We start from the raw sequence: 25,831 nt of genomic DNA on the forward strand, positions 1-25,831 counted from the left end.
CCCGGGGTTCTGCAACGTATTTTGCACGAATGAGAATTTTATGAAATCATCATTGCACGAATCCAACGCCTTGCTGACCGAGCGGCTGGCCCGCCAGGACGCCGACCTGACCGCCAGCGAACGGGCGCTGGCCGAGGCCCTGGGGCGCGACTACCCCCACGCCCTGCTGGAGTCCGCCACCGCCCTCGCTGCGCGCACTGGCACCAGTGCATCGACCGTGGTGCGGCTGTTTGCCAAGCTGGGCTACGGCAGCTATGCCGAGGCCCAGCGCGAGGCGCGGGCCGAGGTCACCGCCCTGCTGCAAACGGCGGGGCAGCGCGCGCCGGTCACCATCGGCACCCGGCGCAGCCTGCAGCAGTGTGTGGACGATGCGCTGCTGCACGACCAGCACAACCTCACCACCACGCGCGACGGACTGGACATGGCGGCCTTCGAGGCCATGGTGACGCGCATCGCACAGGGCAAGGGACGCATCTTTGTGCTGGCGCAGATCAACAGCGCCCCGGTGGCCGCCTGGCTGGCGCTGCACCTGAACATGTGCCGCCCGGGCGTGCACGAACTGGGGGCTGGCGCGGTGGACGCCACCGACCAGCTGCTGTGGATCCAGCCCGAAGATGCCTTGCTGGTCTTCAGCATCCGCCGCTACGCCAGCGGGCCGGTGAAAGTGGCGCAGCGCTTTCGCGACGCGGGGGCCCAGGTGCTGGCCATCACCGACAGCGCCGCTGCGCCCTTGGCCGCGCTGTCCCACCACCGGCTGCAGGTGCGCACGTCCAATGCGTCGCCGTTCGACTCTTACACCGCCGCGTTCTTCCTGTGCAATGCGCTGGTGTCGGCCGTGGCCCAGCTGCGGCACAAGGCGGTGTCCGAGGCACTGAAGCGGCGCGACGATCTGTGGACGGATTTCGAGTCGCAACTCATCGTGGAAAGCCCCTCGCCAGCCAGTCGGCGGAGCAAGCGCTAGCCTGCGCGCAGCAGACGTTCAGCCCTGGGTGGATCCATGAAAAAAGCGCTCCGGAGAGCGCTTTTTTTGTAGCCCCCAACCCTTGCGGCGCTGGAGTGCAAGCACCGTTCAGTGCTGCAGGATCTTATTGAGGAAGTCCTTGGTACGCGGCTGGCGTGCGTCGGGGTTGTTGAAGAAGTCGTCCTTGGAGCAGTCTTCCAGGATCTTGCCGCCCACGTCCATGAAGATCACGCGGTTGCTCACCTTGCGGGCAAAGCCCATTTCGTGGGTCACGCACATCATGGTCATGCCTTCGTTGGCCAGGCCCACCATCACGTCCAGCACTTCACCGACCATTTCGGGGTCGAGCGCGGATGTGGGTTCGTCGAACAGCATCACGATGGGGTCCATGCTCAGCGCCCGCGCAATGGCCACACGCTGCTGCTGACCGCCCGAGAGCTGGCCGGGGAACTTGTCCTTGTGGGCGATCAGGCCCACGCGCTCCAGCATCTTGAGGCCGCGCTTCTTGGCGTCGTCCGCGCTGCGGCCCAGCACCTTGATCTGCGCAATGGTCAGGTTGTCCGTCACCGACAGGTGGGGGAACAGCTCGAAGTGCTGGAACACCATGCCCACGCGGCTGCGCAGCTTGGGCAGGTTGGTGCTGGGGTCATGCAGCTTCACGCCATCGACCGTGATCTCGCCCTTCTGGAAGGGTTCGAGCGCGTTGATGGTCTTGATGAGTGTGGACTTACCGGAGCCCGAGGGCCCGCAGACCACGACCACTTCACCCTTGTTGATGGTGGCCGAGCACTCGTTGAGCACCTGCACCGGGCCATACCACTTGGATACGTTTTTGAGTTCGATCATTTCTTTTTCCTCAATCCAATCTCTTTTGCACCAGCCTCGATCAGCGGATGATCGCGATCTTCTGGTGCAGGCGCTTGACCGCCCAGGACAGCGCATAGCACATGATGAAGTACAGAACCGCAGCAGCCAGGTACGCCTCGATCGGACGACCAAAGTTCTTGCCCGCCACTTCAAAGCCCTTGAGCATGTCGTAGGCGCCAATGGCGTAAACCAGCGACGTGTCCTGGAACAGGATGATGGTCTGGGTGAGCAGCACGGGCAGCATGTTGCGGAACGCCTGGGGCAGCACCACCAGCTTCATGTTCTGGCCGTAAGTCATGCCCAATGCCTGGCCGGCGTACACCTGGCCGCGTGGGATGGACTGGATGCCAGCGCGCATGATTTCGCTGAAGTACGCTGCCTCAAAGGCAATGAAGGTGATGACTGCCGACACTTCCGCGCCAATGGGGCGGCCGATGATGGCGGGGACCAGCAGGAAGAACCACAGGATCACCATCACCAGCGGAATGGAGCGCATGCCGTTGACGTAGATGGTGGCAGGCACATCCAGCCACTTCTTGCCCGACAGGCGCATGAGTGCCAGCACGGTGCCAAACAGCACGCCCCCGATGGTGGCCACCAGCGTGAGGATCAGGCTGAAGTACAGCCCCTTGAGCACGAAGTTGGAGATCAGGTCCCAGTTGTAGAAGGAGAAATCGAGATTCATATCAATGCCCCCCTCCGGCCGCGCCACTCACGACCATGCCAGGGATGCGTGCACGCTTTTCAATGAAGGCCATGATGCGGTTGATCGCAAACGCCGAGATGATGTACAGCGTGGTCACCGCCAGATAGACCTCGATGCCGCGCGAGGTTTCTTCCTGCGCCTGCATGGCGAACATGGTGAGTTCGGCCACCGACACGGCAAACGCCACGGACGAGTTCTTGAAGATGTTCATCGTCTCGCTGGTCAGCGGCGGAATGATGATGCGAAACGCCATGGGCAGCAGCACATAGCGGTAGGTCTGGAAGGTGGTGAAACCCATGGCCATGCCGGCATACCGCTGGCCGCGTGGCAGGGCCTGGATGCCCGAACGCACCTGCTCGGCGATACGTGCCGAGGTGAAAAAGCCCAGCGCCAGCACCACCAGCGCAAAACCGGGCACGCCCCGCAGCACCGGGAACAGGCTGGGCAGCACGTGGTACCACAGGAAAATCTGCACCAGCAGCGGAATATTGCGAAACAGCTCGACCCAGGCATTGCCCAGCCGAACGATCATCGGGCGATCCTGCAAGGTGCGCAGCGTACCGATGAATGAACCCAACACAAGCGCCAGCAGCAAGGCCAGCAGCGAAACGGACACCGTCCAGCCCCAGGCCGACAGCATCCAGTCCAGGTAGGTGATCTCGCCGCCTTTGCCAAAGCAGCCCTGCACCACATCCCGGTCCATGGTGTCCTGGCAGAACACCTGCCAATCCCAACTCATAGGAGCACCCCTTTAATTTTTGGTTTTGCGCTGGGGGGCCCACTGGGCCGACCCAACAAAAAAGCCCCTTCAAACCAGCTGGCCGAAGGGGCACAAGCGTTGCAGAGCTTACTTCTTGGCGTAGTCTTCCATGGGCTTGTCGTTAGGCGATGCCCAGGCTGCCTTGGTAGCGTCGGACATCGGCAGGCCGATCTTGGTGTTGGTCGGTGGCACCGGTTGCATGAACCACTTGTCGTACAGCTTGGCCAGCGAGCCGTCGGCGATCTGGCGCTTGATGGAGTCGTCCACAGCCTTCTTGAACGCGGGGTCGTCCTTGCGCAGCATGCAGGCGATGGGTTCCACCGACAGCACTTCGCCCACGATCTTGTAATCGGCAGGGTTTTTGGACTTGGAGACGTTGGCAGCCAGGATGGAGCCGTCCATCACGAATGCGTCAGCACGGCCGGTTTCCAGCATCAGGAAGCTGTCGGCGTGGTCCTTGCCAAACACTTCCTTGAAGTCGATGCCGCCAGCACGTTCGTGCTTGCGCAGGGTCTGCACGGAGGTCGTGCCGGTGGTGGTGGCCACGGTCTTGCCGTTCAGGTCCTTGATCGAGGTGATGCCCGAGTTGGCCTTCACCACGGTGCGCACTTCTTCCACATAGGTGGTCACGGCAAACGCCACGTCCTTTTGGCGGGCGGCGTTGTTGGTGGTGGAGCCGCACTCCAGGTCCACGGTGCCGTTGGTCACCAGCGGAATACGGTTTTGCGAGGTCACGGGCTGGTACTTGATATCCAGCTTGGGCAAGCCCAGTTGCTTCTGGATGTCGTGCAGAACGATCTCGCCCATTTCGGTGTGGAAACCCACGTACTTGCCGTTGCCCAGCGTGTACGAAAGACCCGAAGACTCGCGCACGCCCAGCGTCACGCTGCCGGAGGCCTTGATCTTGGCCAGAGTGTCATTGGCCTGGGCAAATACGCTGCCTGCAGCCAAGGCGGTCACGGCAACCGCGAGCAAATGTTTCTTCATAGGGATCTCCTTGTGTTGAAAACGAAAAAGGGGGGGATTTTAGAGACAGGGGCCAGCCGGGGGTAACCGGTCAGGACCGCACTCCAAAAAGGGGTAGCACGCAACCAGGGATATTAGTCAGAACGGGACCTGGTCGGTAGGGTATTTCCAGAAGTCGCGCAACAAGTAACTGACCGGCAGGCTCAGCACGGTGTTGTTGGGTGGAATGGCCTTGTTGAACCACTTGTCGTAAATCGGGTAAATCTCGCGGCTGGTAATCAGGCGGCGCATTTCCTCGTCCACCAGCTTTTTGAACTCAGGGTCGTTCTTGGGCAGCATGATGGCCAGTGGCTCGGTGGTCATGAAGCGGCCCACCACCTTAAGCGCCTTGGGGTCGGGCCGCCCGGCCGCCAGGCCGTACAGCAGCACGTCGTCCATCACAAACGCATCGGCCTCACCCTTCTCGACCATCTCGACCGCCTTGGCATGGTCGGGTGCCTCGACGATGGTGATGCCCATCAGGCGCTCGCGGTTGGCCTGGTCGGCTGCCTTCAGGGGCGTCGTGCCCTTGGTGGACACCAGCTTCTTGCCGTTGAGATCCTCCACCCTGTCGATGGTGCTGGAGGACTTGACCAGCAGCCGCGCGCCGGTGATGAAGTGGGGGATGGTGAAGGCCACCTTCTGGCGCCGCTCGGCGTTGTTGGTGGTGGAGCCACACTCCATGTCGGCCTTGCCCTGCTCGATCATGGCGATGCGGTTGGCCGGCGTGACAGGCACCAGCTCGATCTCCATGTCCTTCTTGCCGGTCTTCTTGCGCACCAGCTCGGCCATGCGCAGGCACAGGTCCAGCGCGTAGCCCACGGGCTTGCCCGACTGGCTGTCGATGTACGAGAAAGGCACCGAGGATTCACGGTAGGCAATGACCAGCTTGCCACCGCCAGCCACGCGCTCCAGCACGCTGGCCTGCGCAGACGCACCGACCGCACAGCACAGTGCTGCGAGGCCCCAGGCCAATCCCCAATGCTGAACTTTCATACGATGCCTCTGTGAAGGAATGAACCGGGTTTGCAATCTTCGTGCCACCGTGGGGCCCTGCCAAGGCACACGCTGCTATCCACCGATCCGGCGATGGCGCAGACTGTACGTGTCGTTACGGTGAAATTCCAATGCCGTTTGCGCGCACAACTATGCAAAGTGTTTATGTCCGTATTTACCCTTAGCATGAGGCCGCTTGGGCCTGCAGGTAGGTCCACAGCGCCTGCGCCGTGCCTTTGGGGGTGTCCTTGCCATTGGGCTTTTCGCGGTAGGCACGCACATCCATGGTCATCTGCAGGCCTTCGGTGTCGGGGGGCGCGGCGCTGACCAGGCGGCGCGAGCGCAGCTCCTTCTTCACGGCGCTGTGGGGCAAGAAGGCCACACCATGCCCTTCCAGCGCCATGGCCTTGAGACCTTCGGCCATATCGGTCTCGTACACGCGCTCCAGGTGAATGGGCGTCTGCGATTGTTTGAGGATGAGTTCGGTCACCCGCCCCAGGTAGGCGCCGGGCGCATAGCCCAGGTAGGGCAGCGGCTGGCCTGCGCGGCCGGGCAGGCGGTGCACGGGCTGGCCATCGGCGTCGGCCTTGCTGTAGGGCGACAACACTTCCTGACCCAGGCTGACCATCTCATACCGATCGGCATCGAGCTGAAAGGGCTGCGAGGGGTGGTGGTAGGCGATCAGCAAGTCGCACCCGCCTTCGACCAGGCGCATCACCGCGTCGTGCACATTCAGCGCAATCAGGCGGCTCTTGAACGGGCCGAACTTGTCGTGCAGGCTGGACACCCAGGCCGGGAAGAACGTGAACGCCAGCGTGTGGGGCACGGCGAACTCGATCATGTCCTTGCCTGCGCTGGTGTGCGCGCGCAGCATGGCACGCGTGTTCTGCAGCGACTGGAGCATTTCCAGGGCCTGGTCGTACAGGGTCTTGCCGGCCGGGGTCAGCCGGGTGGGGTAGGAGCTGCGGTCCACCAGGTCGGTGCCGGCCCAGGCCTCCAGCGCCTGGATGCGCCGCGAGAACGCTGGCTGGGTCACATGCCGCAGCTGCGCTGACCGGCTGAAGCTGCGGGTTTCCGCAAGACTGACGAAATCTTCAAGCCACTTGGTTTCCATCGGTGCATTATCCGCGCGCGGGCTACACCGTGCTGGCCGCTGGCATGAGGGTTTACACAGTGCTGACGCGGCGCACCAATGGTGTGCATGCATAGCAACCCATCGCATAATAGAAAGCGGCGCCTACAGCGCTCCGCGTCGAGGCCCCTGGTGCACAACACTGCCGGGCAGGGCGACCCGCATGCTCCCGTGTTTGTTCTCCTCCTTCCCCTGCCCCATGTCCTCCTCCTCCCCCCAAGGGCCTGCGACCGACGCACTGCCCGGCGCCGCGAGTCCCGAGGCCGAGCCCCGCTCGCTGCGCCTTGAAGACTGGCTCACCGTCATCGTCATGGCGGCCCTCGCACTCATCACATTTGCCAACGTGCTGGTGCGTTACTTCACCAACTCCTCGTTCGCCTGGACAGAAGAAATCTCGGTGTTCCTGATGATCGCGCTGGCGCTCATCGCAGGCTCGGCCGCCGTGGCACGTGACCAGCACATCCGCATCGAGTACTTTGCCGAGGGCGGCTCTGCCCTGCGCAGCAAGCGCCTGTCCATGCTGGGCGCGGCCACCGTGGCCCTGCTGTTTGGCGTCATCGCCGTCCTGAGCGTGCGCGTGGTGTGGGACGACTACAGCTTTGGCGAAACCTCCCCCGGCATCGGCGTGCCGCAGTGGTGGTATTCGATCTGGCTGCCCGTGTTCTCTGCGCTCATCACGGCACGCGCCATCGGGCTGTTCATCCGCCGCAGCCGCGGCGCGGTCAGCGATGCCGCCCCGGCGCACAAGGATGCGCAACCATGATCGCCACGCTGCTGTTTGTGGCCTTTCTGGGCCTGATGTTTGTGGGCGTGCCGATTGGTGCCGCGCTGGGCCTGGCCGGAGCCGCCGCCATCGCGCTGGCCAATGCCGACAGCCAGTGGTTCGGCCTGCTGGCCGTGCCGCAGAACTTCTACGCCGGGCTGGGCAAATACCCGCTGCTGGCCATTCCGATGTTCGTGCTGGTGGGCTCCATCTTCGACCGCTCGGGCGTGGCGCTGCGCCTCGTGAACTTCGCCGTGGCCATCGTCGGGCGTGGCCCGGGCATGCTGCCGCTGGTGGCCATTGCGGTGGCCATGTTCCTGGGCGGCATCTCGGGCTCGGGCCCGGCCAATGCCGCCGCTGTGGGCGGGGTGATGATCGCGGCCATGTCGCGCGCGGGCTACCCGCCCTCGTTCTCGGCCAGCGTGGTGGGGGCCGCCGCGGCCACGGACATCCTGATCCCGCCATCGGTCGCGTTCATCATCTACTCGGTGCTGGTGCCGGGCGCCTCGGTGCCCGCGCTGTTTGCGGCCGGAATGATCCCCGGCATCCTGGCAGGCGTGGCGCTCATCGTGCCCGCCGTGTGGATGGCGCGCAAGCACAAGATGGGCGCACTCGAAGCCACCATGCCCCGCCCCCCATTCTGGAAGAGCCTGCGCGAGGCCACCTGGGGCCTGGCCGCGCCGGTGCTGATCCTGGGCGGCATGCGGGCCGGTTGGTTCACGCCGACGGAAGCCGCCGTGGTCGCGGTGTTCTATGGCCTCTTTGTGGGCATGGTGATCCACCGCACGATTTCTGTGCGCGACCTGTTCCCCATCTTGCGCGAATCGGGCGAGCTGTCGGCGGTGATCCTCATCGTGGTGTCGCTCGCGGGCATCTTTGCGTATTCGCTGTCCACGCTGGGCGTGATCGACCCGGTGGCCAACGCCATCGTGAACTCGGGCCTGGGCGAGTACGGCGTGCTGGCGCTGCTCATCGTGCTGCTGATCACGGTGGGCATGTTCCTTGACGGCATCTCGATCTTCCTGATCTTTGTGCCGCTGCTCTTGCCCATCATGCAGCACTACAAGTGGGACCCGGTTTGGTTTGGCGTCATCCTCACGCTCAAGGTAGCCCTGGGCCAGTTCACCCCGCCACTGGCCGTGAACCTGATGGTGTCTTGCCGCATTGCCGGTGTGCGCATGGAATCGACCGTGCGCTGGGTGGGCTGGATGCTGTTCGCCATGTTCCTTGTGATGGTGGCCGTGATCGCCTTCCCGCAACTGGCCCTGTGGCTGCCCGCCAAACTGGGCTACTGACCCCTTGCCGACGAATTTCTAACCAGGAGACTGACACAATGAAACTGCGCACCTTCCTCACTTCCGCCGTGGCCGCTGCCGCCGCCCTGGCGTTCACCGCCCCAGCCGCCATCGCGCAGACCGCGTACAAGAGCGAGTACCGCATGTCGCTGGTGCTGGGCACGGCCTTCCCCTGGGGTAAGGGCGGTGAGCTGTGGGCCAACAAGGTGCGCGAGCGCACCAACGGCCGCATCAACATCAAGCTGTACCCCGGGGTGTCGCTGATCCAGGGCGACCAGACGCGCGAGTTCAGCGCGCTGCGCCAGGGCGTGATCGACATGGCCGTGGGCTCCACCATCAACTGGTCGCCCCAGGTCAAGGCACTCAACCTGTTCTCGCTGCCCTTCCTGTTCCCTGACTACGCCGCCGTCGATGCAGTGACGCAGGGCGATGTGGGCAAGCAGATCTTCGCCACGCTGGACAAGGCCGGCGTCGTGCCCCTGGCCTGGGGTGAAAACGGCTACCGCGAAATCTCCAACTCCAAGCTGGCCATCAAGAGCCCCGCCGACCTCAAGGGCCTGAAGATCCGCGTGGTGGGCTCGCCCCTGTTCCTGGACACCTTCACCGCACTGGGCGCCAACCCCACACAGATGAGCTGGGCCGACGCGCAGCCCGCCTTCGCCAGCGGCGCCGTGGACGGCCAGGAGAACCCCATCGCCGTGTACCAGGCCGCCAAGCTGCACACCGTGGCCCAGAAGCACATCACCATGTGGGGCTACGTGAACGACCCGCTGGTGTTCGTGGTGAACAAGGACATCTGGAACAGCTGGACGCCCGCCGACCGCGAGATCGTGAAGCAGGCCGCCATCGACGCCGGCAAGGAAGAAATCGCCATCGCCCGCAAGGGCATGGTCGAGGCCGACAAGCCCCTGCTCAAGGAAATTGCTGCCAACGGCGTGACCGTCACGCAGCTGTCAGCCGCCGAGCGCGAAGCCTTCGTGAAGGCCACGCGCCCCGTGTACGAAAAGTGGAAGGGCCAGATCGGCGCCGACCTGGTGGGCTCTGCCGAGAAGGCCATTGCTGCACGCAAGAAGTGACCCTTGAGTGGGCCCGTCCGTCACCGGTGCGCGACAGTTGCCCGGTGTTTGCCAAAGCCCCGCCATGGCGGGGCTTTTTGCTGGGTAGACCGGAAGACGGGCCCTGGTGCCGCATCCGCCATGAAACTATTAATTTGATAGCAATACAAGCATATTGCACTAGCGCTACCCGCCACTTTCACTTCGAATCATCGGAAACCGGATGCTTGACCGCGTTTTTGCGCAGCTTGTGCTCCACCGCCTCGGCCAGGTCCACGCCCGCGTGGTCCGCCAGTTGCAGCAGGTACAGCAGCACATCGGCCACCTCATCGGCAATGGGCTCCTTCAGCGCTGGGTCCTCACGCACGGCGAGCGACTGTTCCGGCGTCATCCACTGAAAGATCTCGGCCAGCTCGGCCGCCTCGACCATCAGCGCCATCGCCAGGTTCTTGGGGGTGTGGAACGGCTGCCACTGCCGCTCCGCCGCAAACGCGCGCAACCGGGTCTGCAGCTCCGTCAAATCGACAGACATTCCATTGCTCCTGATTCAATAGCTAACAGAGCATATTCCACTAGCGCTATCGACCTGCACGGCCCCAAACCGGTCACACCGGCGTGACCGGCGCCTCACCCGCCAGATGGCGCCGGGCGTTCTCCATGAACCGGTCCACCGAGGCCTGCACGGCTTCGGGCGACCAGCCCGCCACATGGGGCGTGAGCACCACGTTGTCCAGGTCCAGCAGCTCGGCCGGGGGGGCGGGCTCGCTCTCGTACACATCCAGCCCTGCGGCGGCAATGCGGCCGTCGCGCAGCGCTGCGGCCAGGGCGGTGGTGTCGATCACGCTGCCGCGTGCGATGTTGACCACCACGCCCCGCGCGCCGAGCGCCGTCAGCACGTCTGCGTTGACCAGGTGCCTGGTGCCCGCGCCGCCCGGCGTGGCGACCACGAGAAAGTCCGCCCATTCGGCCAGCGCGGTGACATCGGCAAAGTAGCGGTAAGGCACATCGGTGCGTGCACTGCGGTTGTGGTAGCCCACCTCGATCTCGAAGCCCAGCGCGCGCTGGGCAATCTTCTTGCCGATGGTCCCCAGGCCGATGATGCCCAGCCGCTTGTGCGACACGTTGGGCGGCAGCGGCAAGGCCGTGCGCCAGATGCCGGCGCGGGTGGCCTTGTCCAGCGGCAGGATGCGGCGCTGCGCCGCGATCAGCAGGCCCCAGGTGTGGTCGGCCACGCAGTCGTCGTTGGTGCCTGCACCGGTGGCCACCACAATGCCGCGCGCCTTGGCATGGGCCACCGCCACGTTCTCGTAGCCTGCGCCCAGCGCGCAGATGAGTGTGAGCGCGGGCAGCGCATCGATCTGCGCCGGGCTCAGGCCCACCGCACCAATGGTGAGCACCACACGCACGCGGCTGCCGTGCTGCGCGATGGCGGTGGCGGCCTGCGGTGCATCGGGGGCGTAGATCACTTCAAAGGTCTGGGCCATCTGCGCGATGTGCTCTTCAGACAAAAACATGAGGGCAAGAAGGACGGGCTTCATGGATGACAAATCGCGAAACAAATAAAAGAGAGAGGGATGCCGCTCAGGCGGCAGCATCGCTTTGCTGGAGCGACCACATGCTGGCGTAGCGGCCGCCGAGGGCCAGGAGCTGCGCGTGCGTGCCGCGCTCGATGATGCGGCCCGCGTCCATGACCAGGATCTCGTGCGCGTCCACCACCGTGGACAGGCGGTGGGCAATCACCAGCGTGGTCTTGTTCTGCGCCACACCCTGCAGCTCGGCCTGGATGGCGCGCTCGTTGGCGGAGTCCAGCGCGCTGGTGGCCTCGTCAAAGATCAGGATGGGCGGGTTCTTGAGCAAGGTGCGGGCAATCGCCACGCGCTGCTTTTCACCGCCCGAAAGCTTGAGCCCCCGCTCGCCGACCATGGTCGCGTAGCCCTTGGGTGTGCTGGCAATGAAGTCGTGGATGCGCGCGGCGCGGGCGGCGGATTCGATCTCGTCCTGCGTGGCGCCAGGGCGGCCATAGGCGATGTTGTAGGCCACGGTGTCGTTGAACAGCACGGTGTCTTGCGGCACGATGCCAATCGCCTGGCGCACGCTGCCCTGCGTCACGCTGCGGATCTCCTGTCCCGCAATCGTGATGCGGCCTCGCTGGATGTCGTAGAAGCGGAACAGCAGCCGCGCCAGCGTGCTCTTGCCCGAGCCCGAGGGCCCCACCACCGCCACCGTCTTGCCCGCCGGGATCTCGAAGCTGACGCCTTGCAAGATGGTGCGCCCGCCCTTGGCGTCATAGGCAAACACCACGTCCTCGAAACGCACGGTGGGCTGGTCCAGCCCCGCCAGCGGCTGGGCGCCAGGGGCGTCGGCCACCTCGCGCTCCTTGTCCATCAGCGTGAACATCTTGTCCAGGTCGGTCAGGCTCTGCTTGATCTCGCGGTAGATCACGCCCAGGAAGTTGAGCGGGATGTACAGCTGGATCATGAAGGCATTGACCATGACCAGGTCGCCCAGCGTCATGCGGCCATCGACCACGCCCTGCGTTGCGCGCCAGAGCATGGCCACCAGGCCCACGGCAATGATGAGCTGCTGGCCGGTGTTGAGCAGCGACAGCGTGGTCTGGCTTTTCAGCCGCGCGCGGCGCAGGCGCTCCAGGCTTTCGTCGTAGCGGCGGGCCTCGAAGCCTTCGTTGTTGAAATACTTCACCGTCTCGTAGTTGAGCAGCGAATCCACGGCCTTGGAATGCGCGGCCGAGTCGAACTCGTTGGCCTCGCGGCGGAACTGGGTGCGCCACTCGGTCACCAGCACCGTGAAGAGGATGTACAGCGCCAGCGCCGCCAGCGTGATCCACGCAAACCAGGCGTCGAACTTGATGGCCAGCACCGACAGCACCAGCACCACCTCGACCAGGGTGGCAACCACGTTGAACAGGGTGAACGAGATCAGCGACTCGATGCCGCGCACACCGCGCTCGATGTCACGCGTCATGCCACCCGTCTGGCGCTCCAGGTGAAACCGCAGGCTCAGGGCGTGCAGGTGCTCAAAGGTCTGCAGCGCAATCGAGCGCGCTGCGCCCTGCGTGGCCTTGGCAAACACCAGCTCGCGCAGCTCGGTGAACAGCGAGGTGGACAGCCGCAGCGCGCCGTAGGCCACCAGCAGCCCCACCGGCACCACCAGCAGCGCGGCGGGGTCGCCCGGCTTCAGGCTCATGGCATCGACCAGCGTCTTGAGCAGGATGGGCACGCCCACGTTGGCGAACTTGGCGCCCACCATGAAGACGATGGCGGCTATCACGCGCCATTTGTATTGCCACAGGTAGGGCAGCAATCGGTGCAGGGTGACCCAGTCCGACTGGACCGGTGCGGGACTGGCGGCCGTGCCACTGGCGGTGGCACCGGGCGCGTTGGCGGCGGCAGGGGGGGAGGTTTCGCCGTGGTGGCGCATGGGGGACAATTCCGTTTGTTGTTTTTACCGACCTGGCTGATGCCCAGGTGGCTTTTTCAGGGCGCGAGGCCTTGTGAAACCACCGGTTTCCCCAAGGATTGGCTCAGCCCCAACCGAGATTGTGCCCATGTCTGCCGTTTTCAGCCCACCACCCGCCGCATTGCCCACCGACAAGGAGCTGGTGCTCAAGGTCATCCCCATGCCCGCCGACACCAACGGCAATGGCGACATCTTTGGCGGATGGGTGATGGCGCAGGTCGACCTGGCGGGCTCCGTGCTGCCCGCGCGTTACATCCAGGGCCGCATGGCCACGGTGGCGGTCAATGAATTCATCTTCAAGCAGCCCGTGCGCGTGGGCGACATCCTGTCGTTCTTCTCGGCCATCACGCGCGTCGGCAACACCTCGGTCACCGTGGAGGTGGAGGTGTATGCCGAGCGTTTTTCTGCCCAGGGGCAGTATGTGAAAGTGACGGAGGCGCGCCTGACCTATGTAGCCATCGACCACCAGGGCAGGCCGCGCCCGGTGCCCAAGCACAACGCGCCTGCGTGAGCCACCGAACGGAATCGAACGGACGGACCGCGCCTATCGGGACGCGGTTGTGAGTGCAGATCAGGCGGCCAGCGCGGCTGGCTCAGCCCTCAAGGGGGCTGCTGCCCGCTGTGTGCTGCTGGACGACGATGCGGAAAAACCGGCCTCGATCTCTCCCGCCAGCTGTCCACCCTCTTCCACCACCAGCTTGCCGTAGCGGATCTTGCCGTTGACCTTGCCGGTGCTGTAGATCACCAGCTTTTGCCGCACGGTGAGCGTGCCGTTGAACTCGCCGTGGATCTCGGCAATGTCGATCTCAGCCGAGCCCTTGAAGGCGCCGTGCTCCGAGATCTGGATCACGCGCGAATCCATCGTGGCCTCGACCGTGCCTTCGACCACGAGCGTGTCGCAGTCGGTGATCTCCACGCCCTTGAGCTTGATGTTCGGGCCCACCGTGAGCTTGCTGCCCGAGCTGTCGCTGGCACTGGCCGACTTGGGGGCAGCCGGAGCAGGCACCGGCTGCGCAGGTGCGGCGCTGCTGGCCGCCGTGCCGCCCAATACGGAGCCTGAGGTGGTGCTGCTGCGGGGTTGGAACGACTCGGGTTCACGCTTGCCAAAGAAAGGGTTTTGCACGGCCATCAGATCTCCTTGAAAAGAGAGTCATCGTAGGTTTCGTACCCCTGGAAAGATGCCTTCGTTACGCAAGAACGGTAACCAAACGGTTCTCTCGTAGCATGCGCTTGCAAGGCTTGCGGGATCACACATACCGCGCACGGCAGCACGCCCGGATCAAGAAACGATGTACGCCGCAGCCCCCGCCGACATGATCTGCCCGTCCGGCCCCAGAAACTCCATGCGTGTCGTGGCGACACGCGAGCCCAGCCGCAACACCTGCGCGCGCAGCTCAAAGTGGCTGCCAATGCCCGGGCGCAGGTAGTCGATGCGCAGGTCGATGGTGCCCAGCTTGGCAAAGCGGTGCAGGCGCTGCTCGGGCGGCTCGTCCAGGTGCTTGGCGCCAATCGCAGCCATCACGGCCAGGCCGCCCATGGCGTCGAGCCCCGCACTGATCACGCCACCGTGGATGCGGTTGTAGGCGTAGTGACCCACCAGGTCGGGCTTCATGTCAATGCGTCCCACCACGCCGTCAGGCGCCAGGGCGGTGACCTTGAGCCCCAGGACCTGGTTGAACACGATCTTTTCTTCAAAGATGGACTTGAGCCCGGCGATGAACTCGGGCTCGAAAGCCTGGGGCTGGGGGGAAATGGTTTTGCTCATGGTGTGCTGTGTACGGACCTGCAGCGCGCTGCGCCCACCGGTCCGATGACTCCTGTTTTTATAGCTGCTGGCGCTTGATACACCGGCACCTGGAGGCATTTTGACTTAAAACTGGCCGTGGCGTCCCTGCCCAGCCGCAAACCGCGAGGCGCCACGCAGCGCGTCGGCCAGGCATTCGCGGCCACCCGCCCACTCCTGCAGCAAGGCCTGCTGCAAAGGCAAGCCCTCGGCGGCCAGCGCGCTGGCGCGGTCTGCACGCAGGGTGGCCTGCGGGAAGGCGGCCAACTGATGTGCCAGGGCCAGGGCGGCCTCCAGCGCCTGCCCGGCAGGCACCACGCGGTTGCACAGCCCCATGCGCAGGGCTTCGGCAGATTCCACCTTGCGCCCGGTCAGGATCAGGTCGAGCGCGTGCGACAGCCCGACAAGGCGCGGCAGGCGCACGGTGCCACCATCGATCAGCGGCACGCCAAAACGACGGCAGAACACGCCCATGTAGGCGTCCTCCGCCATCACGCGCAGGTCGCACCACAGTGCCAGCTCCATGCCGCCGGCCACAGCGGCGCCTTCGATCGCTGCGATCACCGGCTTGGACAGATGCAGGCGACTCGGCCCCATGGGCCCCGGCGGGTGGACCGCATCGGCCGTGAAGTCCAGCGTCTCTGCCAGCGCCTCGGGCGTGACGCCGTCGGCCAGCAGACGCGCGCCCGACTGCAGATCCCAGCCCGCACAAAAATGCCCGCCAGCGCCCTGGAACACCGCCACATTGGCGCTTTCATCGCGCTCAAAGGCCAGAAAGGCCGCATGCAGCGCGCGGGCGGTGTGGGCGTCCACCGCGTTGCGCACATCAGGCCGGCGCAATGTCACCAGCGTGACACCGCCTTGCGTTTCAACCTCTACGGACATGCGGCTCTCCTGTGGTCCGGTGCTCAGAACCTGTTCACCCACCCGACGTTACTCCTATTGCGCAGGGTGCAGCGCTGCGTCAATATCCGCCGCTACCCGCTCGCCCACCCCATCAGGGTTAGCCCCGAGTGCGGTATGCACAGCACGCGTGCACCATTATTTATGCAAAGCAATCGCTTTGTAAAAATAATCTGCAGGACCTGCGCAAGCAACGATGCACCTGGCACATGCCCACAAGGCATACGCCCCGCCCTTACCCGCTTTGCGTATCACTTATTCTGGAGAGCCAGTGTGCAATTTGTGCAACTGTTGATCAGCGGTGTCTCCCAGGGGTGCATCTACGGCCTGATCGCGCTGGGCTTCGTGCTCATCTACAAGGCCACGGAGACCGTGAGCTTCGCCCAGGGCGAACTCATGATGCTCGGCGCCTTCTGCGGGCTGGCACTCATGACGGTGCTGGGCTTTCCCTTCTGGGTGGCCGTGCTCGCCAGCATCCTGGCCATGGGCTGCTTTGGCGTGGTGCTGGAGCGCGCCGTGATCCGTCCCATCCTGGGCCAGCCCGCCTTCTCCATCGTCATGCTCACCATCGGCATCGGCTACGTGCTGCGTGGGCTGGTGACCATGATCCCCAACATCGGCACCGAGACGCACACGCTGCCCGTGCCCTACAAGGACCTGTCGTTTCGCCTCGGTGCGCTGGTGCTCAACGCCGAACAGCTGGTAGTGATCGGCGCCACGGGCGTGTTGTGTGTGCTGCTGTTTGCCATGTTCCGCTACAGCAAGCTCGGCATTGCCATGCAGGCGTCGTCGCAGAACCAGCTGGCCGCCTACTACATGGGCATTCCGGTGCAGCGGCTCAACGGCCTGGCCTGGGGCCTGGCCGCCGCTGTGGCGGCGGTGGCAGGCCTGCTGCTGGCTCCCATTACCTTCGTGCACGCCAACATGGGGCTGATCGGCCTCAAGGCCTTCCCGGCCGCTGTGGTGGGCGGCTTTGGCAGCCTGCCGGGCGCCATCGTCGGTGGGCTGGTGATTGGCATCGTCGAATCGCTCTCGGGCTTTTACCTTCCCGACGGTTTCAAGGACACGGCGGCGTACATCGTGGTGCTCATCATGCTGATGGTCAAACCCAACGGACTGTTCGGCGAGAAGCTGAGAAAGAAAGTCTGACCCATGCGCTTTCTCTTCAAGACCTCGTACGAGCAAGACATTCGCCTCGCCAAGCATGGCGGGCATGTGTTCTGGTACAGCCTGCTGTGCCTGGCGCTGGTCGCCGCGCCCTGGGTGGCGCCGGAGTACTGGCTGGCGCAGCTCACCTTTGTGCTCATCTACGCCATCGTGGGCCTGGGGCTGATGCTGCTGGCGGGCTTCACCGGCTTGTTCTCGCTGGGGCACGCAGCGTTTCTGGGCGTGGGGGCGTATACGCAGGCAGTGCTCACGGGAATGGGCTGGCCGTTTGCGCTGTCTCTGGCCTGCGCGGCGGGGCTGTCGGCCGCTGTGGGTGTGGTGGTGGGCCTGCCCGCATTGCGCGTCAAGGGCATCTACCTGGGCATGGCCACGCTGTCGTTCGGGTTCATTGTGGAAGAAGTTTTTGCGCGCTGGGAGTCGGTGACCGGCGGCAACTCCGGCAAGCACCTGGTACCGCCACAAATCGCGGGCTACTCGTTCGAGACCACGGAGTCGTTCTACTTTTTGTGCCTCGTGATTGCGGTGGTCAGCACGCTGGCCATCCTGAACCTGCTGCGCTCGCCCACGGGCCGCGCGTTTGTCGCCATCCGTGATTCAGAGATCTCCGCACAGAGCATGGGCATCCACCTCGCGCGCTACAAGACGCTGTCGTTCTCCATATCGGCCGCACTGGCAGGCGTCGGCGGTGCGTTGTACGCGCACAAGCTGCAGTTCATCTCGCCCGACCAGTTCAACATCCTGCAGTCCATCGACCTGCTGCTGATGATCGTGATCGGCGGGCTGGGCTCGGTGCATGGCGCCTTTCTGGGCGCAATTTTCCTGATCTCCATGCCACAGCTCATCTCCCTGGGCAAGGACTGGCTGCCGGACTCCATCGGCCAGTCACCCGGCCTGCAGGCGGTGGTGTACGGCGTCGTGCTGATCGCGTTTGTGCTGTTCGAGCCCATGGGCCTGTACGGCCGCTGGCTCAAGGTGCGCACCTGGCTGCAGATGTTCCCGTTCTACCGCAAGGGCTTGTTCAAGCGGCAGAAATCGTTTCAAAAATCAGATCGGCTGAAATGAAAAACGAAATCCTGCTCAGCGCCCAGAACCTCAGTGTGCGCTTTGGCGGCGTGCTCGCGGTCAACAACGTGAGCTTTGACGTGCGCCGTGGCGAGGTGTTCACCCTCATCGGCCCCAACGGCGCGGGCAAGACGACGGTGTTCAACCTCATCAGCCGCATCTACACGCCCACCACCGGCACCATCGCCTATGCGGGCCCGGGCGGGGCTCTGCTGCCACTGACCGACCAGCCGCCGCACAAGGTAGCGGGCCTGGGCATTGCACGCACCTTCCAGAACATCGAACTCTTCGAGCACGCGAGTGTGCTGCACAACCTGCTGATCGGCCGCCACACCCGACAACACAGCAGCCTGTGGGCCGAGATGTTCTTCACGCGCAAGGTGCGCGAAGGGGAAATTCAGGCCCGGGAGAAGGCCGAGCAGGTCATCGATTTTCTCGACTTGCAGCACTACCGCGACACCATGGTGGCAGGCCTGCCCTACGGCGTGCGCAAGGTGGTGGAGCTGGCCCGCGCGCTGTGCACCGAGCCGCAGTTGCTGCTGCTCGACGAGCCCTCGTCGGGCCTGAACGTGGAGGAGACTGACGACATGGCCTTCTGGATACAGGACATCCAGCACGAGCTGGGCATCACCGTGCTGATGGTGGAGCACGACATGTCGCTGGTCTCCAAGGTGTCCGACCGCGTGCTGGCCATGAACCAGGGCGAGGTCGTGGCCATGGGCACGCCGCGCGAGGTGCAGTCGCACCCCGGGGTGATCGAAGCGTACCTGGGCACCATCGACGATGTGAGCAACCTGCGCCGCCCGGCGGGGTCTCACATGGGGGTTCGGGCATGAGCGCCACGCCGGGCCGCCCCAAGCAAGCTCGCACCGCAGTGCGCAGCACGGAGGTTTCCTAATGAGCGCCGTACTTGCCGCCACCAGCACACCAGTTGCTGCAGCCGCTGACCAGCCCCTGCTGCGCCTGCAGAACGTGGAGAGTGCCTACGGCCCCATCAAGGCCATCCGCGGCGTGAGCCTGCAGGTGCGGCGCGGCGAGATCGCCGCCGTGCTGGGCAGCAACGGCGCGGGCAAGACGACGATCCTCAAAACCATCAGCGGCATCATCGACCCCCGCAAGGGCTCCATCGAATTCCAGGGTGCCGACATCACCGCCAACGATCCGGCGGCCATCGTGCGCCGGGGCCTCATGCATGTGCCCGAGGGGCGCGAGGTGTTTGCGCTGCTCTCGGTGCGTGACAACCTGCTCATGGGCGCCTACACGCGCAGCGATGCCGACGCCGTGGCCCGCGACATCGAAACGGTGTATGGCTACTTCCCCATCCTGAAGGAGCGCGCCGCGCAGGACGCCGGCCTGCTCTCGGGTGGGCAACAGCAGATGCTGGCCATCTCGCGTGCGCTCATGGCCAACCCCGAACTCATCCTGCTCGACGAGCCCAGCCTGGGCCTGTCCCCCAAGCTCACCAAGGAGATCTTCGAAATCGTGGTGCGCATCAACCGTGAGCGCGGCACCACCATCCTGCTGGTGGAGCAGAACGCCAACATGGCGCTCAACGCATCGGACTACGGCTACGTGCTGGAGAACGGCCGCATCGTGATGGAAGACAGCTGCGAGCGCCTGCGCGAGAAGGACGACATCAAGGAGTTCTACCTTGGGATGAAAGATGTCGGCGTGCGCGGAGAGCGGCGCTGGAAGAAGAAGAAGACCTGGAGATAAGCGCAAATGTCTAACCTCTGGGACCTCAATCACATCCAGCCCGCAGGCACCGACGTGCTCGCGGGCGACACCATCGCCGCCATGTTCTGGAACGCCGTGGCCGAGCGCGGCCCGCGCGTGTGGATGCGCCAGAAGGAGCTGGGCATCTGGAAGAGCTGGACCTGGGACCAGACGGCCGAAGCCGTGCGGGAGATTGCGGGCGGCCTGATGTCGCTGGGTTTTGCGCCCGGAGAATGTGCATCCATCCTGTCCAACACCAACATTGAATGGGTGCTGGCCGATCTGGCCGTGCTGAGCTGCGGCGGCGTAGCCAATGGCATTTACCCCACTGACGCGGCGGCGCAGGTGCACTACCTGAGCGAAGACTCTCGCACCACCGTGCTGTTTGTGGAAGACGATGAACAGCTCGACAAGGCCTTGGAAGTGCGCAGCAGCCTGCCCCTGCTGCGCAAGGTGGTGGTGTTCGACATGGAAGGCCTGCGCAGCCTGAACGACCCCGATGTGCTGAGCCTTGCGGGCCTGCGCGAGCTGGGCAGGGCCTGGAATACACAACACCCCGACGCGCTGATGCAGCGCGTCAAGGCCTGCCGACCCGAAGACCTGGCCATCCTGGTGTACACCTCGGGCACCACAGGCAAGCCGAAGGGTGCCATGCACACGCACGCCGCGCTCACCTACACCGTGCGCGGCTACAACACGCTGATCTCGCGCAGCGAGGCCGACGAGACCATGTGTTTTCTGCCGCTGTGCCACATCGCCGAGCGCATGGGGGGTGAATACTTCTCGCTCTATACCGGCGCGCGCCTGAACTTTGTGGAGAACCCCGACACCGTGCCCGAGAACGTGCGAGAGATCGCGCCCACGGTGTTCACCGCCGTACCCCGGGTGTGGGAGAAGTTCTATTCGGGCGTGATGATCGCGCTCAAGGAATCCACACGCATGCAGCAAGCGGCCTATGCCTGGTCGATTGGCGTGGGCACCCGCATAGCAGATCGGGTGCTGGCCGGACAGCCGGTGGGCGGTTTGCTGAAGGCGCAGTTCATGCTGGCGCGCTTTCTGGCACTCAACAATGTGCGCAAGCTCATCGGCATCCACCGTGCGCGCTTTCTGGTCACAGGCGCAGCGCCCATTTCGCCCGATCTGGTGAAGTGGTACCTGGCGCTGGGTGTGCCCATGCTGGAGGTGTGGGGCATGACCGAGACCTGCGGCGCCTCCACCGGTGTGCCTGCCAGCCGCATCAAACCCGGCTCCATCGGCCCCGCGGCCAGCTACAACGAGGTGCGCATCGACCCCGCCACGGGCGAAATCCTGGTGCGTGGCCCCAATGTGTTCAAGGGCTATCTCAACCAGCCCGAGAAAACCGCTGAAACCATCGACCCCGAAGGCTGGCTGCACACGGGCGATGTGGGCGCCATCGACGCCGACGGCTACCTTCGCATCACCGACCGCATGAAGGACATCATCATCACGGCGGGCGGCAAGAACATCACGCCGAGCGAGCTGGAGAATGAACTCAAGTTCAGCCCGTACATCACCGACGCGGTGGTGATTGGCGACAAGCTGCCCTACCTCACGGTGATCATCATGATCGACCAGGAGAACGTGGAGAAGTACGCACAGGACAACGACGTGCCGTTCTCCAACTACGCCAGTCTGACCCGCACGCGCGAGGTGCAGGAGCTGATCCAGGGCGAAATCGACCGCGTGAACGCCAAGTTCGCCCGCGTGGAGCAGATCAAGAAGTTCTTCCTGCTCGACACACAGCTCACGGCCGAGGACGAAGAGCTGACACCCACCATGAAGCTCAAGCGCAAGCTGGTGCAGCAGAAGTACGCACCGCAGATTGAGGCGATGTACCGGTAGGTGCGCACGTCACGCAACCGCAGGGCACGCCCATCAGGATAGGGAAAGTGCTGGTGCCCCACCCCGGGCATCGTTCTATAACGAGCAACCGAGTTCGATCCAACCAAAGGAGACGTGCCATGAAGTTTCATCACATTGCCGCGCTGGCCATCGTGGCCATGGCCGGAGGTGCTGCACAGGCGCAGCCCAGCCAGGGCGTGAGCAAGGACACCATCACGCTGGGTTCCATCCAGGATCTGTCCGGCCCGCTGGCGGGCTTTGGCAAGCAGGTGCGGCTGGGCATGATGCTGCGCGTGGACGAGGCCAACGAGCAAGGCGGCGTGAACGGCCGCAAGCTCGACCTGAAGGTGGAAGACTCGGGCTACGACCCCAAGAAAGCCGTGCTGGCCGCGCAAAAGCTCGTGAACCAGGACAAGATCTTCATGATGGTGGCGCACATCGGCACGGCGCAAAACCTGGCCGCCATGCCCGTGCAGTTCAGCAAGAACGTCATCAACTTCTTCCCGGTGACGGCCGCTCGGGAAATGTACGAGCCCTTCCACAAGCTCAAGTATTCGTTTGCCGCTACTTACTACGACCAGATCCGCCTGGCAGCCCCCAAGCTCATCAAGGAAAAAGGCGCCAAGAAGATCTGCACCATCTACCAGGACGATGAGTTTGGCCTGGAGGTGATGCGCGGGGGCGAGGCGGCACTCAAGTCCATGGGCATGGACTTCACCGAGAAGACCTCGTACAAGCGCGGCGCCACCGACTTCTCTTCACAGGTCGCCAAGATGAAGTCGTCCGAATGCGACTTCGTGATCCTGGGCACCATCATCCGCGAGACCATCGGCACGATTGGCGAGGCGCGCAAAACGGGCTTCAACCCCACCTTCCTGGGCTCCAGCGCCGCCTACACCGACCTCATCCACAAGCTGGGCGGCAAGCCCATGGATGGGCTGTACGCCACCATGACGGTGCAACACCCCTACCTGGATGAAGCCAGCCAGCCCATCCGTTTCTGGGCCAACAAGTACAAGACCAAGTTCAACGAAGACCCCACCGTGTTCTCGGTCTACGGCTACAACGCCATCGACGCCTTCATCAAGGCAGCCCAGAAGGCAGGTCCCAACCTGAGCACCGACAGCTTCATCAAGGCCATGGACACCATGGTGATTCCGCCCGACATGTTCGGCAGCGCCGAGGGCACCTTTGGCCCACAAAAGCGCCTGGGCAGCGATCTTTCTCGCCTGTCGCAGATCACCGATGGCAAGTGGAAGGTGGTGTCCGACTACGTCAAGCCATGAGCGCCTGACCCGCCTCCTTCAAGCCGCCTTCGGGCGGCTTTTGCGTTTCAGGGGGTGCATCCGGACTCAGTCGGTGGCAGAATTTAACCAAGCAGTAACTTTGCATAAATAACCTGGTTGCCCCACCATGATCGAACGCACTCTCTTCCAGCCCGACCACCTGGCCTTTGCCGACAGCTTCCGCCGCTTCATCGACAAGGAAGTGACGCCCCACCACGCCGACTGGGAAGACCAGGGCTATGTGGCGCGCGAGGTGTGGAGCCAGGCGGGCGCCAACGGATTTCTGTGCATGAGCCTGCCCGAGGAATACGGCGGCGCCGGGGCCGACAAGCTGTATTCGGTGGCGCAGATGGAAGAGCTGGCGCGCGCAGGCACCACCGGCATCGGCTTTGGTCTGCACAGCGAGATCGTGGCGCCGTACATCCTGCACTACGGCACCGAGGAACAAAAGCGCAAGTACCTGCCGCAAATGGCCAGCGGCGCCGTGGTGGGCGCCATCGCCATGAGCGAGCCGGCTGCGGGCAGCGACCTGCAGGGCATCAAGACCACGGCCATCAAGAGTGCGGACGGGTCACACTATGTGCTGAACGGCAGCAAGACCTTCATCACCAACGGCTGGCATGCCGACCTGGTGATCGTGGTCGCCAAAACCGATCCGGCTGCGGGCGCCAAGGGCACCAGCCTGCTGCTGGTGGAGCGCGGCATGCCCGGTTTTGAAAAAGGCCAGCGCCTCAAGAAGATGGGAATGAAGGCGCAGGACACGTCCGAGCTGTTCTTCAACGACGTGCAGGTGTCGTTGGACAACTTGCTGGGCGGCCCCGCCATGGAAGGGCGTGGCTTCATCTGCCTGATGGAGCAGCTACCGTGGGAGCGCCTGCAGATCGCCATCACCGCCGTGGCGGCCGCGCAGGCCGCCATCGACTGGACGGTGGACTACGTCAAGCAGCGCAAAGTCTTCGGGCAAGCCGTGGCGTCGTTCCAGAACACCCGCCACACCCTGGCGGAACTGCAGACCCAGGTGCAGGTGGCCCGCGTTTTTGTGGACAAATGCTGCGAGTTGATCGTGCGCGACCAGCTCGACACAGAAACCGCCAGCATGGCCAAGTACTGGTCGACCGACCTGCAGTGCAAGGTGATGGACGAATGCGTGCAGCTGTTTGGCGGCTACGGCTACATGTGGGAATACCCCATCACCCGCGCCTATGCCGACGCACGCGTGCAGCGCATTTATGGCGGCACCAACGAGATCATGAAAGAAGTGATTGCGCGGGCCATGGGCCTGGGCAAATAACGGAATGCACCGCGCCGTGAATAACGCAGTGCCCGACGCCCTGCACAACGCTCTTCACAACGCACAAGTGGGCGCCGAATGCCGCTACAGGTACCAGGCGGCGCGGGCTTCTTCGGGGCTGAGCGGCGCACCGGGGCGGCGGTCGGTCACATTCAGCCAGGAGCGCACACCCTGGCTGCCGCTCAGCGCGCGCATCAGCAGCAAGCCTGCGCCAATGCCGCGTATGGCCGCCGAGCTGCGGCTGGGCGCCATGAAGGCCGCCACCGCCAGCGCACTGGATGCCGCCAGCACGACATGGTGCTCCAGCGCAAATCCTTCGCGCGTGTCGTCGTATTCGATGGCGCTGCGCGCGATGCGCTGCAATGCAGGGGATGTATTTCGTTCCATAGCCAGAAATGTAGATAGCAACCGCCGAAAGATAGTGCAAAAACCACTGCACCCGCGTCAGAAAGCACCTTGTAGTGGCGTGAGCCAGCCCAGCTGCTTTATCGCCGCACTGCTTGAAGTTTAGAGAAACCACCGGAGACCATTCATGACCGAAGCCTATGTATTCGATGCGCTGCGCACCCCGCGCGGCAAGGGCAAGAAGGACGGCACCCTGCACGAGGTCAAGCCCATCGACCTGCTGGCAGGCCTGCTGACCGAGCTACAAACGCGCCACCGCTTTGACACCGCCGCAGTGGACGACGTGGTCATGGGCATCGTCTCGCCCGTGGGCGAGCAGGGCTCGGTGTTGCCCAAGGTGGCGGCGCTCAAGGCCGGGTGGGACTTTCGGTGTGCAGGCGTGCAGGTCAACCGGTTCTGCGCATCAGGCCTGGAGGCTGTGAACCTGGCCGCGCAGAAGGTGCGCAGCGGCTGGGAAGACCTGGTGGTGGCCGGCGGCGTGGAGAGCATGAGCCGCGTGCCCATCGGCTCCGACGGCGGCGCCTGGGCGCAAGACCCCGCCACCAACTCCGCCACGTTGTTCGTGCCCCAGGGCATCGGCGCCGACCTCATCGCCACGCTGGACGGCTACACCCGCGCCGATGTGGACGCCTTCGCACTCGAATCCCAGCGCCGCGCCACCGCAGCGCGCGCAGCGGGCTACTTCAAGAACTCTGTCGTGCCCGTGCGCGACTTCATCGGCCAGACCATCCTGGCCGAAGACGAATTCATCAAGCCCAAGACGACCCTTGAAGGCCTGGGCGCGCTCAAGGCATCGTTCGAGCAACTGGGCGGCATGGGCTTTGACGCCGTGGCGCTGCAGCGCTACCCGCAGGTGGAGCGCATCCACCATGTGCACCACGCGGGCAACTCGTCGGGCATTGTGGACGGCGCCGCCGCCGTGCTGATCGGCAACGAGGCCGCTGCCAAGGCCCATGGCCTCACGCCGCGCGCCCGCATCGTGGCAACGGCGCTCAGCGGCGCCGATCCCACCATCATGCTCACCGGCCCCGTGCCCGCCGCGCAAAAGGCGCTGGCCCGCGCAGGCATGACCATCGACCAGATCGACCTGTTTGAAGTGAACGAGGCCTTTGCCGCCGTGCCCATGCGCTTCATGCGCGAGCTGGGCGTGCCGCACGACAAGGTCAACGTGAACGGCGGCGCCATTGCCATGGGCCACCCGCTGGGCGCCACGGGCGCCATGATCCTCGGCACCCTGATTGACGAACTGCACCGCAGGGGCCAGCGCTATGGCCTGGCCACGCTGTGCGTGGGCGGCGGCATGGGCATTGCCACCATCGTCGAGCGAATCTGATTGAC

26 protein-coding genes are annotated in these 25,831 nt (G+C 64.3%); 13 read left to right on the forward strand and 13 right to left on the reverse strand.

Going from position 1 to position 25,831, the window contains the following annotated elements:
• Positions 1–40: 40 nt before the first annotated feature.
• On the forward strand, positions 41–961 hold the full coding sequence (locus tag IB236_RS11035) for a MurR/RpiR family transcriptional regulator (RefSeq protein WP_192420741.1): 921 nt from the start codon (positions 41–43) through the stop codon (positions 959–961).
• Between the two features lie 108 nt (positions 962–1,069).
• Here IB236_RS11035 and IB236_RS11040 read toward each other — a convergent pair whose 3' ends face one another.
• From IB236_RS11040 to IB236_RS11065, 6 genes are all read right to left on the reverse strand, one after another.
• A complete protein-coding gene (locus tag IB236_RS11040; protein ID WP_056059339.1) occupies positions 1,070–1,807 on the reverse strand; it encodes an amino acid ABC transporter ATP-binding protein in 738 nt (245 codons plus the stop codon).
• 40 nt (positions 1,808–1,847) lie between these two features.
• Positions 1,848–2,513, reverse strand: coding sequence for an amino acid ABC transporter permease (locus tag IB236_RS11045; protein WP_056059987.1), 666 nt, complete (start codon positions 2,511–2,513; stop codon positions 1,848–1,850).
• A 1-nt stretch (position 2,514) separates the two neighbouring features.
• Positions 2,515–3,273, reverse strand: coding sequence for an amino acid ABC transporter permease (locus IB236_RS11050; protein WP_056059340.1), 759 nt, complete (start codon positions 3,271–3,273; stop codon positions 2,515–2,517).
• A gap of 108 nt (positions 3,274–3,381) precedes the next feature.
• On the reverse strand, positions 3,382–4,281 hold the full coding sequence (locus IB236_RS11055) for an amino acid ABC transporter substrate-binding protein (RefSeq protein ID WP_056059342.1): 900 nt from the start codon (positions 4,279–4,281) through the stop codon (positions 3,382–3,384).
• 117 nt (positions 4,282–4,398) lie between these two features.
• The gene (locus tag IB236_RS11060; RefSeq protein WP_056059343.1) at positions 4,399–5,295 is read right to left on the reverse strand and encodes an amino acid ABC transporter substrate-binding protein; all 897 of its coding nucleotides are present in this window, start codon (positions 5,293–5,295) and stop codon (positions 4,399–4,401) included.
• 181 nt (positions 5,296–5,476) lie between these two features.
• Complete coding sequence (locus IB236_RS11065; protein ID WP_056745314.1) at positions 5,477–6,409, reverse strand: LysR family transcriptional regulator; 933 nt, start codon at positions 6,407–6,409, stop codon at positions 5,477–5,479.
• Positions 6,410–6,626: 217 nt separating this feature from the next.
• Between IB236_RS11065 and IB236_RS11070 the strand changes: the two genes are divergently transcribed.
• Genes IB236_RS11070 through IB236_RS11080 form a run of 3 tightly spaced genes read left to right on the forward strand, consistent with a single transcriptional unit; the run spans position 6,627 to position 9,561 of the window.
• Positions 6,627–7,190, forward strand: a complete 564-nt coding sequence (locus IB236_RS11070; protein ID WP_056059347.1) for a TRAP transporter small permease — start codon at positions 6,627–6,629, stop codon at positions 7,188–7,190.
• Positions 7,187–8,485, forward strand: coding sequence for a TRAP transporter large permease (locus IB236_RS11075; RefSeq protein WP_056745317.1), 1,299 nt, complete (start codon positions 7,187–7,189; stop codon positions 8,483–8,485). The genes IB236_RS11070 and IB236_RS11075 overlap by 4 nt, the downstream gene beginning before the upstream one ends.
• A 38-nt stretch (positions 8,486–8,523) precedes the next feature.
• Positions 8,524–9,561 carry a DctP family TRAP transporter solute-binding subunit gene (locus IB236_RS11080; RefSeq protein WP_192420743.1) on the forward strand — a complete coding sequence of 346 codons (1,038 nt, stop codon included), beginning with the start codon at positions 8,524–8,526 and terminating at the stop codon, positions 9,559–9,561.
• 178 nt (positions 9,562–9,739) lie between these two features.
• Here IB236_RS11080 and IB236_RS11085 read toward each other — a convergent pair whose 3' ends face one another.
• The 3 genes from IB236_RS11085 to IB236_RS11095 form a co-directional block, all read right to left on the reverse strand.
• Complete coding sequence (locus IB236_RS11085; protein ID WP_192420745.1) at positions 9,740–10,072, reverse strand: nucleotide pyrophosphohydrolase; 333 nt, start codon at positions 10,070–10,072, stop codon at positions 9,740–9,742.
• A gap of 73 nt (positions 10,073–10,145) precedes the next feature.
• Positions 10,146–11,078, reverse strand: coding sequence for a 2-hydroxyacid dehydrogenase (locus tag IB236_RS11090; RefSeq protein WP_108498498.1), 933 nt, complete (start codon positions 11,076–11,078; stop codon positions 10,146–10,148).
• A 43-nt stretch (positions 11,079–11,121) separates the two neighbouring features.
• The gene (locus tag IB236_RS11095) at positions 11,122–12,978 is read right to left on the reverse strand and encodes an ABC transporter ATP-binding protein/permease (protein ID WP_192420747.1); all 1,857 of its coding nucleotides are present in this window, start codon (positions 12,976–12,978) and stop codon (positions 11,122–11,124) included.
• A 127-nt stretch (positions 12,979–13,105) separates the two neighbouring features.
• Between IB236_RS11095 and IB236_RS11100 the strand changes: the two genes are divergently transcribed.
• On the forward strand, positions 13,106–13,528 hold the full coding sequence (locus IB236_RS11100; protein ID WP_015012492.1) for an acyl-CoA thioesterase: 423 nt from the start codon (positions 13,106–13,108) through the stop codon (positions 13,526–13,528).
• Positions 13,529–13,588: 60 nt separating this feature from the next.
• Here the strand turns inward: IB236_RS11100 and IB236_RS11105 are convergent, their stop codons facing one another.
• From IB236_RS11105 to IB236_RS11115, 3 genes are all read right to left on the reverse strand, one after another.
• The gene (locus tag IB236_RS11105) at positions 13,589–14,146 is read right to left on the reverse strand and encodes a polymer-forming cytoskeletal protein (protein ID WP_099731258.1); all 558 of its coding nucleotides are present in this window, start codon (positions 14,144–14,146) and stop codon (positions 13,589–13,591) included.
• 150 nt (positions 14,147–14,296) lie between these two features.
• Positions 14,297–14,782 carry a thioesterase family protein gene (locus IB236_RS11110; RefSeq protein WP_056059361.1) on the reverse strand — a complete coding sequence of 162 codons (486 nt, stop codon included), beginning with the start codon at positions 14,780–14,782 and terminating at the stop codon, positions 14,297–14,299.
• 105 nt (positions 14,783–14,887) lie between these two features.
• Positions 14,888–15,685 (reverse strand): crotonase/enoyl-CoA hydratase family protein, encoded by a 798-nt coding sequence (locus tag IB236_RS11115; RefSeq protein WP_192420749.1) that lies wholly within the window; start codon positions 15,683–15,685, stop codon positions 14,888–14,890.
• A gap of 291 nt (positions 15,686–15,976) precedes the next feature.
• Here IB236_RS11115 and IB236_RS11120 point away from each other — a divergent pair, with 291 nt between their 5' ends.
• From IB236_RS11120 to IB236_RS11150, 7 genes are all read left to right on the forward strand, one after another.
• On the forward strand, positions 15,977–16,852 hold the full coding sequence (locus IB236_RS11120; protein WP_056059365.1) for a branched-chain amino acid ABC transporter permease: 876 nt from the start codon (positions 15,977–15,979) through the stop codon (positions 16,850–16,852).
• Between the two features lie 3 nt (positions 16,853–16,855).
• Positions 16,856–17,932 (forward strand): branched-chain amino acid ABC transporter permease, encoded by a 1,077-nt coding sequence (locus IB236_RS11125; protein WP_057229158.1) that lies wholly within the window; start codon positions 16,856–16,858, stop codon positions 17,930–17,932.
• A complete protein-coding gene (locus IB236_RS11130; RefSeq protein ID WP_192420751.1) occupies positions 17,929–18,768 on the forward strand; it encodes an ABC transporter ATP-binding protein in 840 nt (279 codons plus the stop codon). The genes IB236_RS11125 and IB236_RS11130 overlap by 4 nt, the downstream gene beginning before the upstream one ends.
• Before the next feature lie 61 nt (positions 18,769–18,829).
• Positions 18,830–19,648, forward strand: a complete 819-nt coding sequence (locus IB236_RS11135) for an ABC transporter ATP-binding protein (protein WP_116748900.1) — start codon at positions 18,830–18,832, stop codon at positions 19,646–19,648.
• A 6-nt stretch (positions 19,649–19,654) separates the two neighbouring features.
• Complete coding sequence (locus IB236_RS11140) at positions 19,655–21,511, forward strand: long-chain fatty acid--CoA ligase (protein WP_192420753.1); 1,857 nt, start codon at positions 19,655–19,657, stop codon at positions 21,509–21,511.
• 119 nt (positions 21,512–21,630) lie between these two features.
• On the forward strand, positions 21,631–22,797 hold the full coding sequence (locus IB236_RS11145; RefSeq protein ID WP_056059375.1) for an ABC transporter substrate-binding protein: 1,167 nt from the start codon (positions 21,631–21,633) through the stop codon (positions 22,795–22,797).
• A gap of 127 nt (positions 22,798–22,924) precedes the next feature.
• A complete protein-coding gene (locus tag IB236_RS11150) occupies positions 22,925–24,088 on the forward strand; it encodes an acyl-CoA dehydrogenase family protein (protein ID WP_192420755.1) in 1,164 nt (387 codons plus the stop codon).
• Positions 24,089–24,172: 84 nt separating this feature from the next.
• On the opposite strand, the gene IB236_RS11155 is transcribed toward IB236_RS11150, so the two are convergent.
• Positions 24,173–24,475 (reverse strand): hypothetical protein, encoded by a 303-nt coding sequence (locus IB236_RS11155; protein WP_225581100.1) that lies wholly within the window; start codon positions 24,473–24,475, stop codon positions 24,173–24,175.
• A gap of 145 nt (positions 24,476–24,620) precedes the next feature.
• Between IB236_RS11155 and IB236_RS11160 the strand changes: the two genes are divergently transcribed.
• Entirely contained in the window at positions 24,621–25,826 is a 1,206-nt protein-coding gene (locus IB236_RS11160) for an acetyl-CoA C-acetyltransferase (RefSeq protein ID WP_192420757.1), read from the forward strand.
• Positions 25,827–25,831: the final 5 nt, after the last annotated feature.

The sequence above is a fragment of the Acidovorax sp. ACV02 genome (assembly GCF_014851475.1).
In the GTDB taxonomy this organism is placed as follows: domain Bacteria; phylum Pseudomonadota; class Gammaproteobacteria; order Burkholderiales; family Burkholderiaceae_C; genus Acidovorax; species Acidovorax delafieldii.

Bases quoted from the DNA above. Each gene is read 5' to 3' on its own strand.
- IB236_RS11080 (WP_192420743.1), top strand. From the start codon at position 8,524: ATGAAACTGCGCACCTTCCTCACTTCCGCCGTGGCCGCTGCCGCCGCC.
- IB236_RS11145 (WP_056059375.1), top strand. From the start codon at position 21,631: ATGAAGTTTCATCACATTGCCGCGCTGGCCATCGTGGCCATGGCCGGA.
- IB236_RS11110 (WP_056059361.1), bottom strand. From the start codon at position 14,782: ATGAGCAAAACCATTTCCCCCCAGCCCCAGGCTTTCGAGCCCGAGTTC.
- IB236_RS11115 (WP_192420749.1), bottom strand. From the start codon at position 15,685: ATGTCCGTAGAGGTTGAAACGCAAGGCGGTGTCACGCTGGTGACATTG.
- IB236_RS11150 (WP_192420755.1), top strand. From the start codon at position 22,925: ATGATCGAACGCACTCTCTTCCAGCCCGACCACCTGGCCTTTGCCGAC.
- IB236_RS11035 (WP_192420741.1), top strand. From the start codon at position 41: ATGAAATCATCATTGCACGAATCCAACGCCTTGCTGACCGAGCGGCTG.
- IB236_RS11155 (WP_225581100.1), bottom strand. From the start codon at position 24,475: ATGGAACGAAATACATCCCCTGCATTGCAGCGCATCGCGCGCAGCGCC.
- IB236_RS11070 (WP_056059347.1), top strand. From the start codon at position 6,627: ATGTCCTCCTCCTCCCCCCAAGGGCCTGCGACCGACGCACTGCCCGGC.
- IB236_RS11140 (WP_192420753.1), top strand. From the start codon at position 19,655: ATGTCTAACCTCTGGGACCTCAATCACATCCAGCCCGCAGGCACCGAC.
- IB236_RS11160 (WP_192420757.1), top strand. From the start codon at position 24,621: ATGACCGAAGCCTATGTATTCGATGCGCTGCGCACCCCGCGCGGCAAG.
- IB236_RS11100 (WP_015012492.1), top strand. From the start codon at position 13,106: ATGTCTGCCGTTTTCAGCCCACCACCCGCCGCATTGCCCACCGACAAG.
- IB236_RS11135 (WP_116748900.1), top strand. From the start codon at position 18,830: ATGAGCGCCGTACTTGCCGCCACCAGCACACCAGTTGCTGCAGCCGCT.
- IB236_RS11045 (WP_056059987.1), bottom strand. From the start codon at position 2,513: ATGAATCTCGATTTCTCCTTCTACAACTGGGACCTGATCTCCAACTTC.
- IB236_RS11130 (WP_192420751.1), top strand. From the start codon at position 17,929: ATGAAAAACGAAATCCTGCTCAGCGCCCAGAACCTCAGTGTGCGCTTT.
- IB236_RS11055 (WP_056059342.1), bottom strand. From the start codon at position 4,281: ATGAAGAAACATTTGCTCGCGGTTGCCGTGACCGCCTTGGCTGCAGGC.
- IB236_RS11040 (WP_056059339.1), bottom strand. From the start codon at position 1,807: ATGATCGAACTCAAAAACGTATCCAAGTGGTATGGCCCGGTGCAGGTG.
- IB236_RS11050 (WP_056059340.1), bottom strand. From the start codon at position 3,273: ATGAGTTGGGATTGGCAGGTGTTCTGCCAGGACACCATGGACCGGGAT.
- IB236_RS11075 (WP_056745317.1), top strand. From the start codon at position 7,187: ATGATCGCCACGCTGCTGTTTGTGGCCTTTCTGGGCCTGATGTTTGTG.
- IB236_RS11065 (WP_056745314.1), bottom strand. From the start codon at position 6,409: ATGGAAACCAAGTGGCTTGAAGATTTCGTCAGTCTTGCGGAAACCCGC.
- IB236_RS11095 (WP_192420747.1), bottom strand. From the start codon at position 12,978: ATGCGCCACCACGGCGAAACCTCCCCCCCTGCCGCCGCCAACGCGCCC.
- IB236_RS11105 (WP_099731258.1), bottom strand. From the start codon at position 14,146: ATGGCCGTGCAAAACCCTTTCTTTGGCAAGCGTGAACCCGAGTCGTTC.
- IB236_RS11125 (WP_057229158.1), top strand. From the start codon at position 16,856: ATGCGCTTTCTCTTCAAGACCTCGTACGAGCAAGACATTCGCCTCGCC.
- IB236_RS11060 (WP_056059343.1), bottom strand. From the start codon at position 5,295: ATGAAAGTTCAGCATTGGGGATTGGCCTGGGGCCTCGCAGCACTGTGC.
- IB236_RS11090 (WP_108498498.1), bottom strand. From the start codon at position 11,078: ATGAAGCCCGTCCTTCTTGCCCTCATGTTTTTGTCTGAAGAGCACATC.
- IB236_RS11085 (WP_192420745.1), bottom strand. From the start codon at position 10,072: ATGTCTGTCGATTTGACGGAGCTGCAGACCCGGTTGCGCGCGTTTGCG.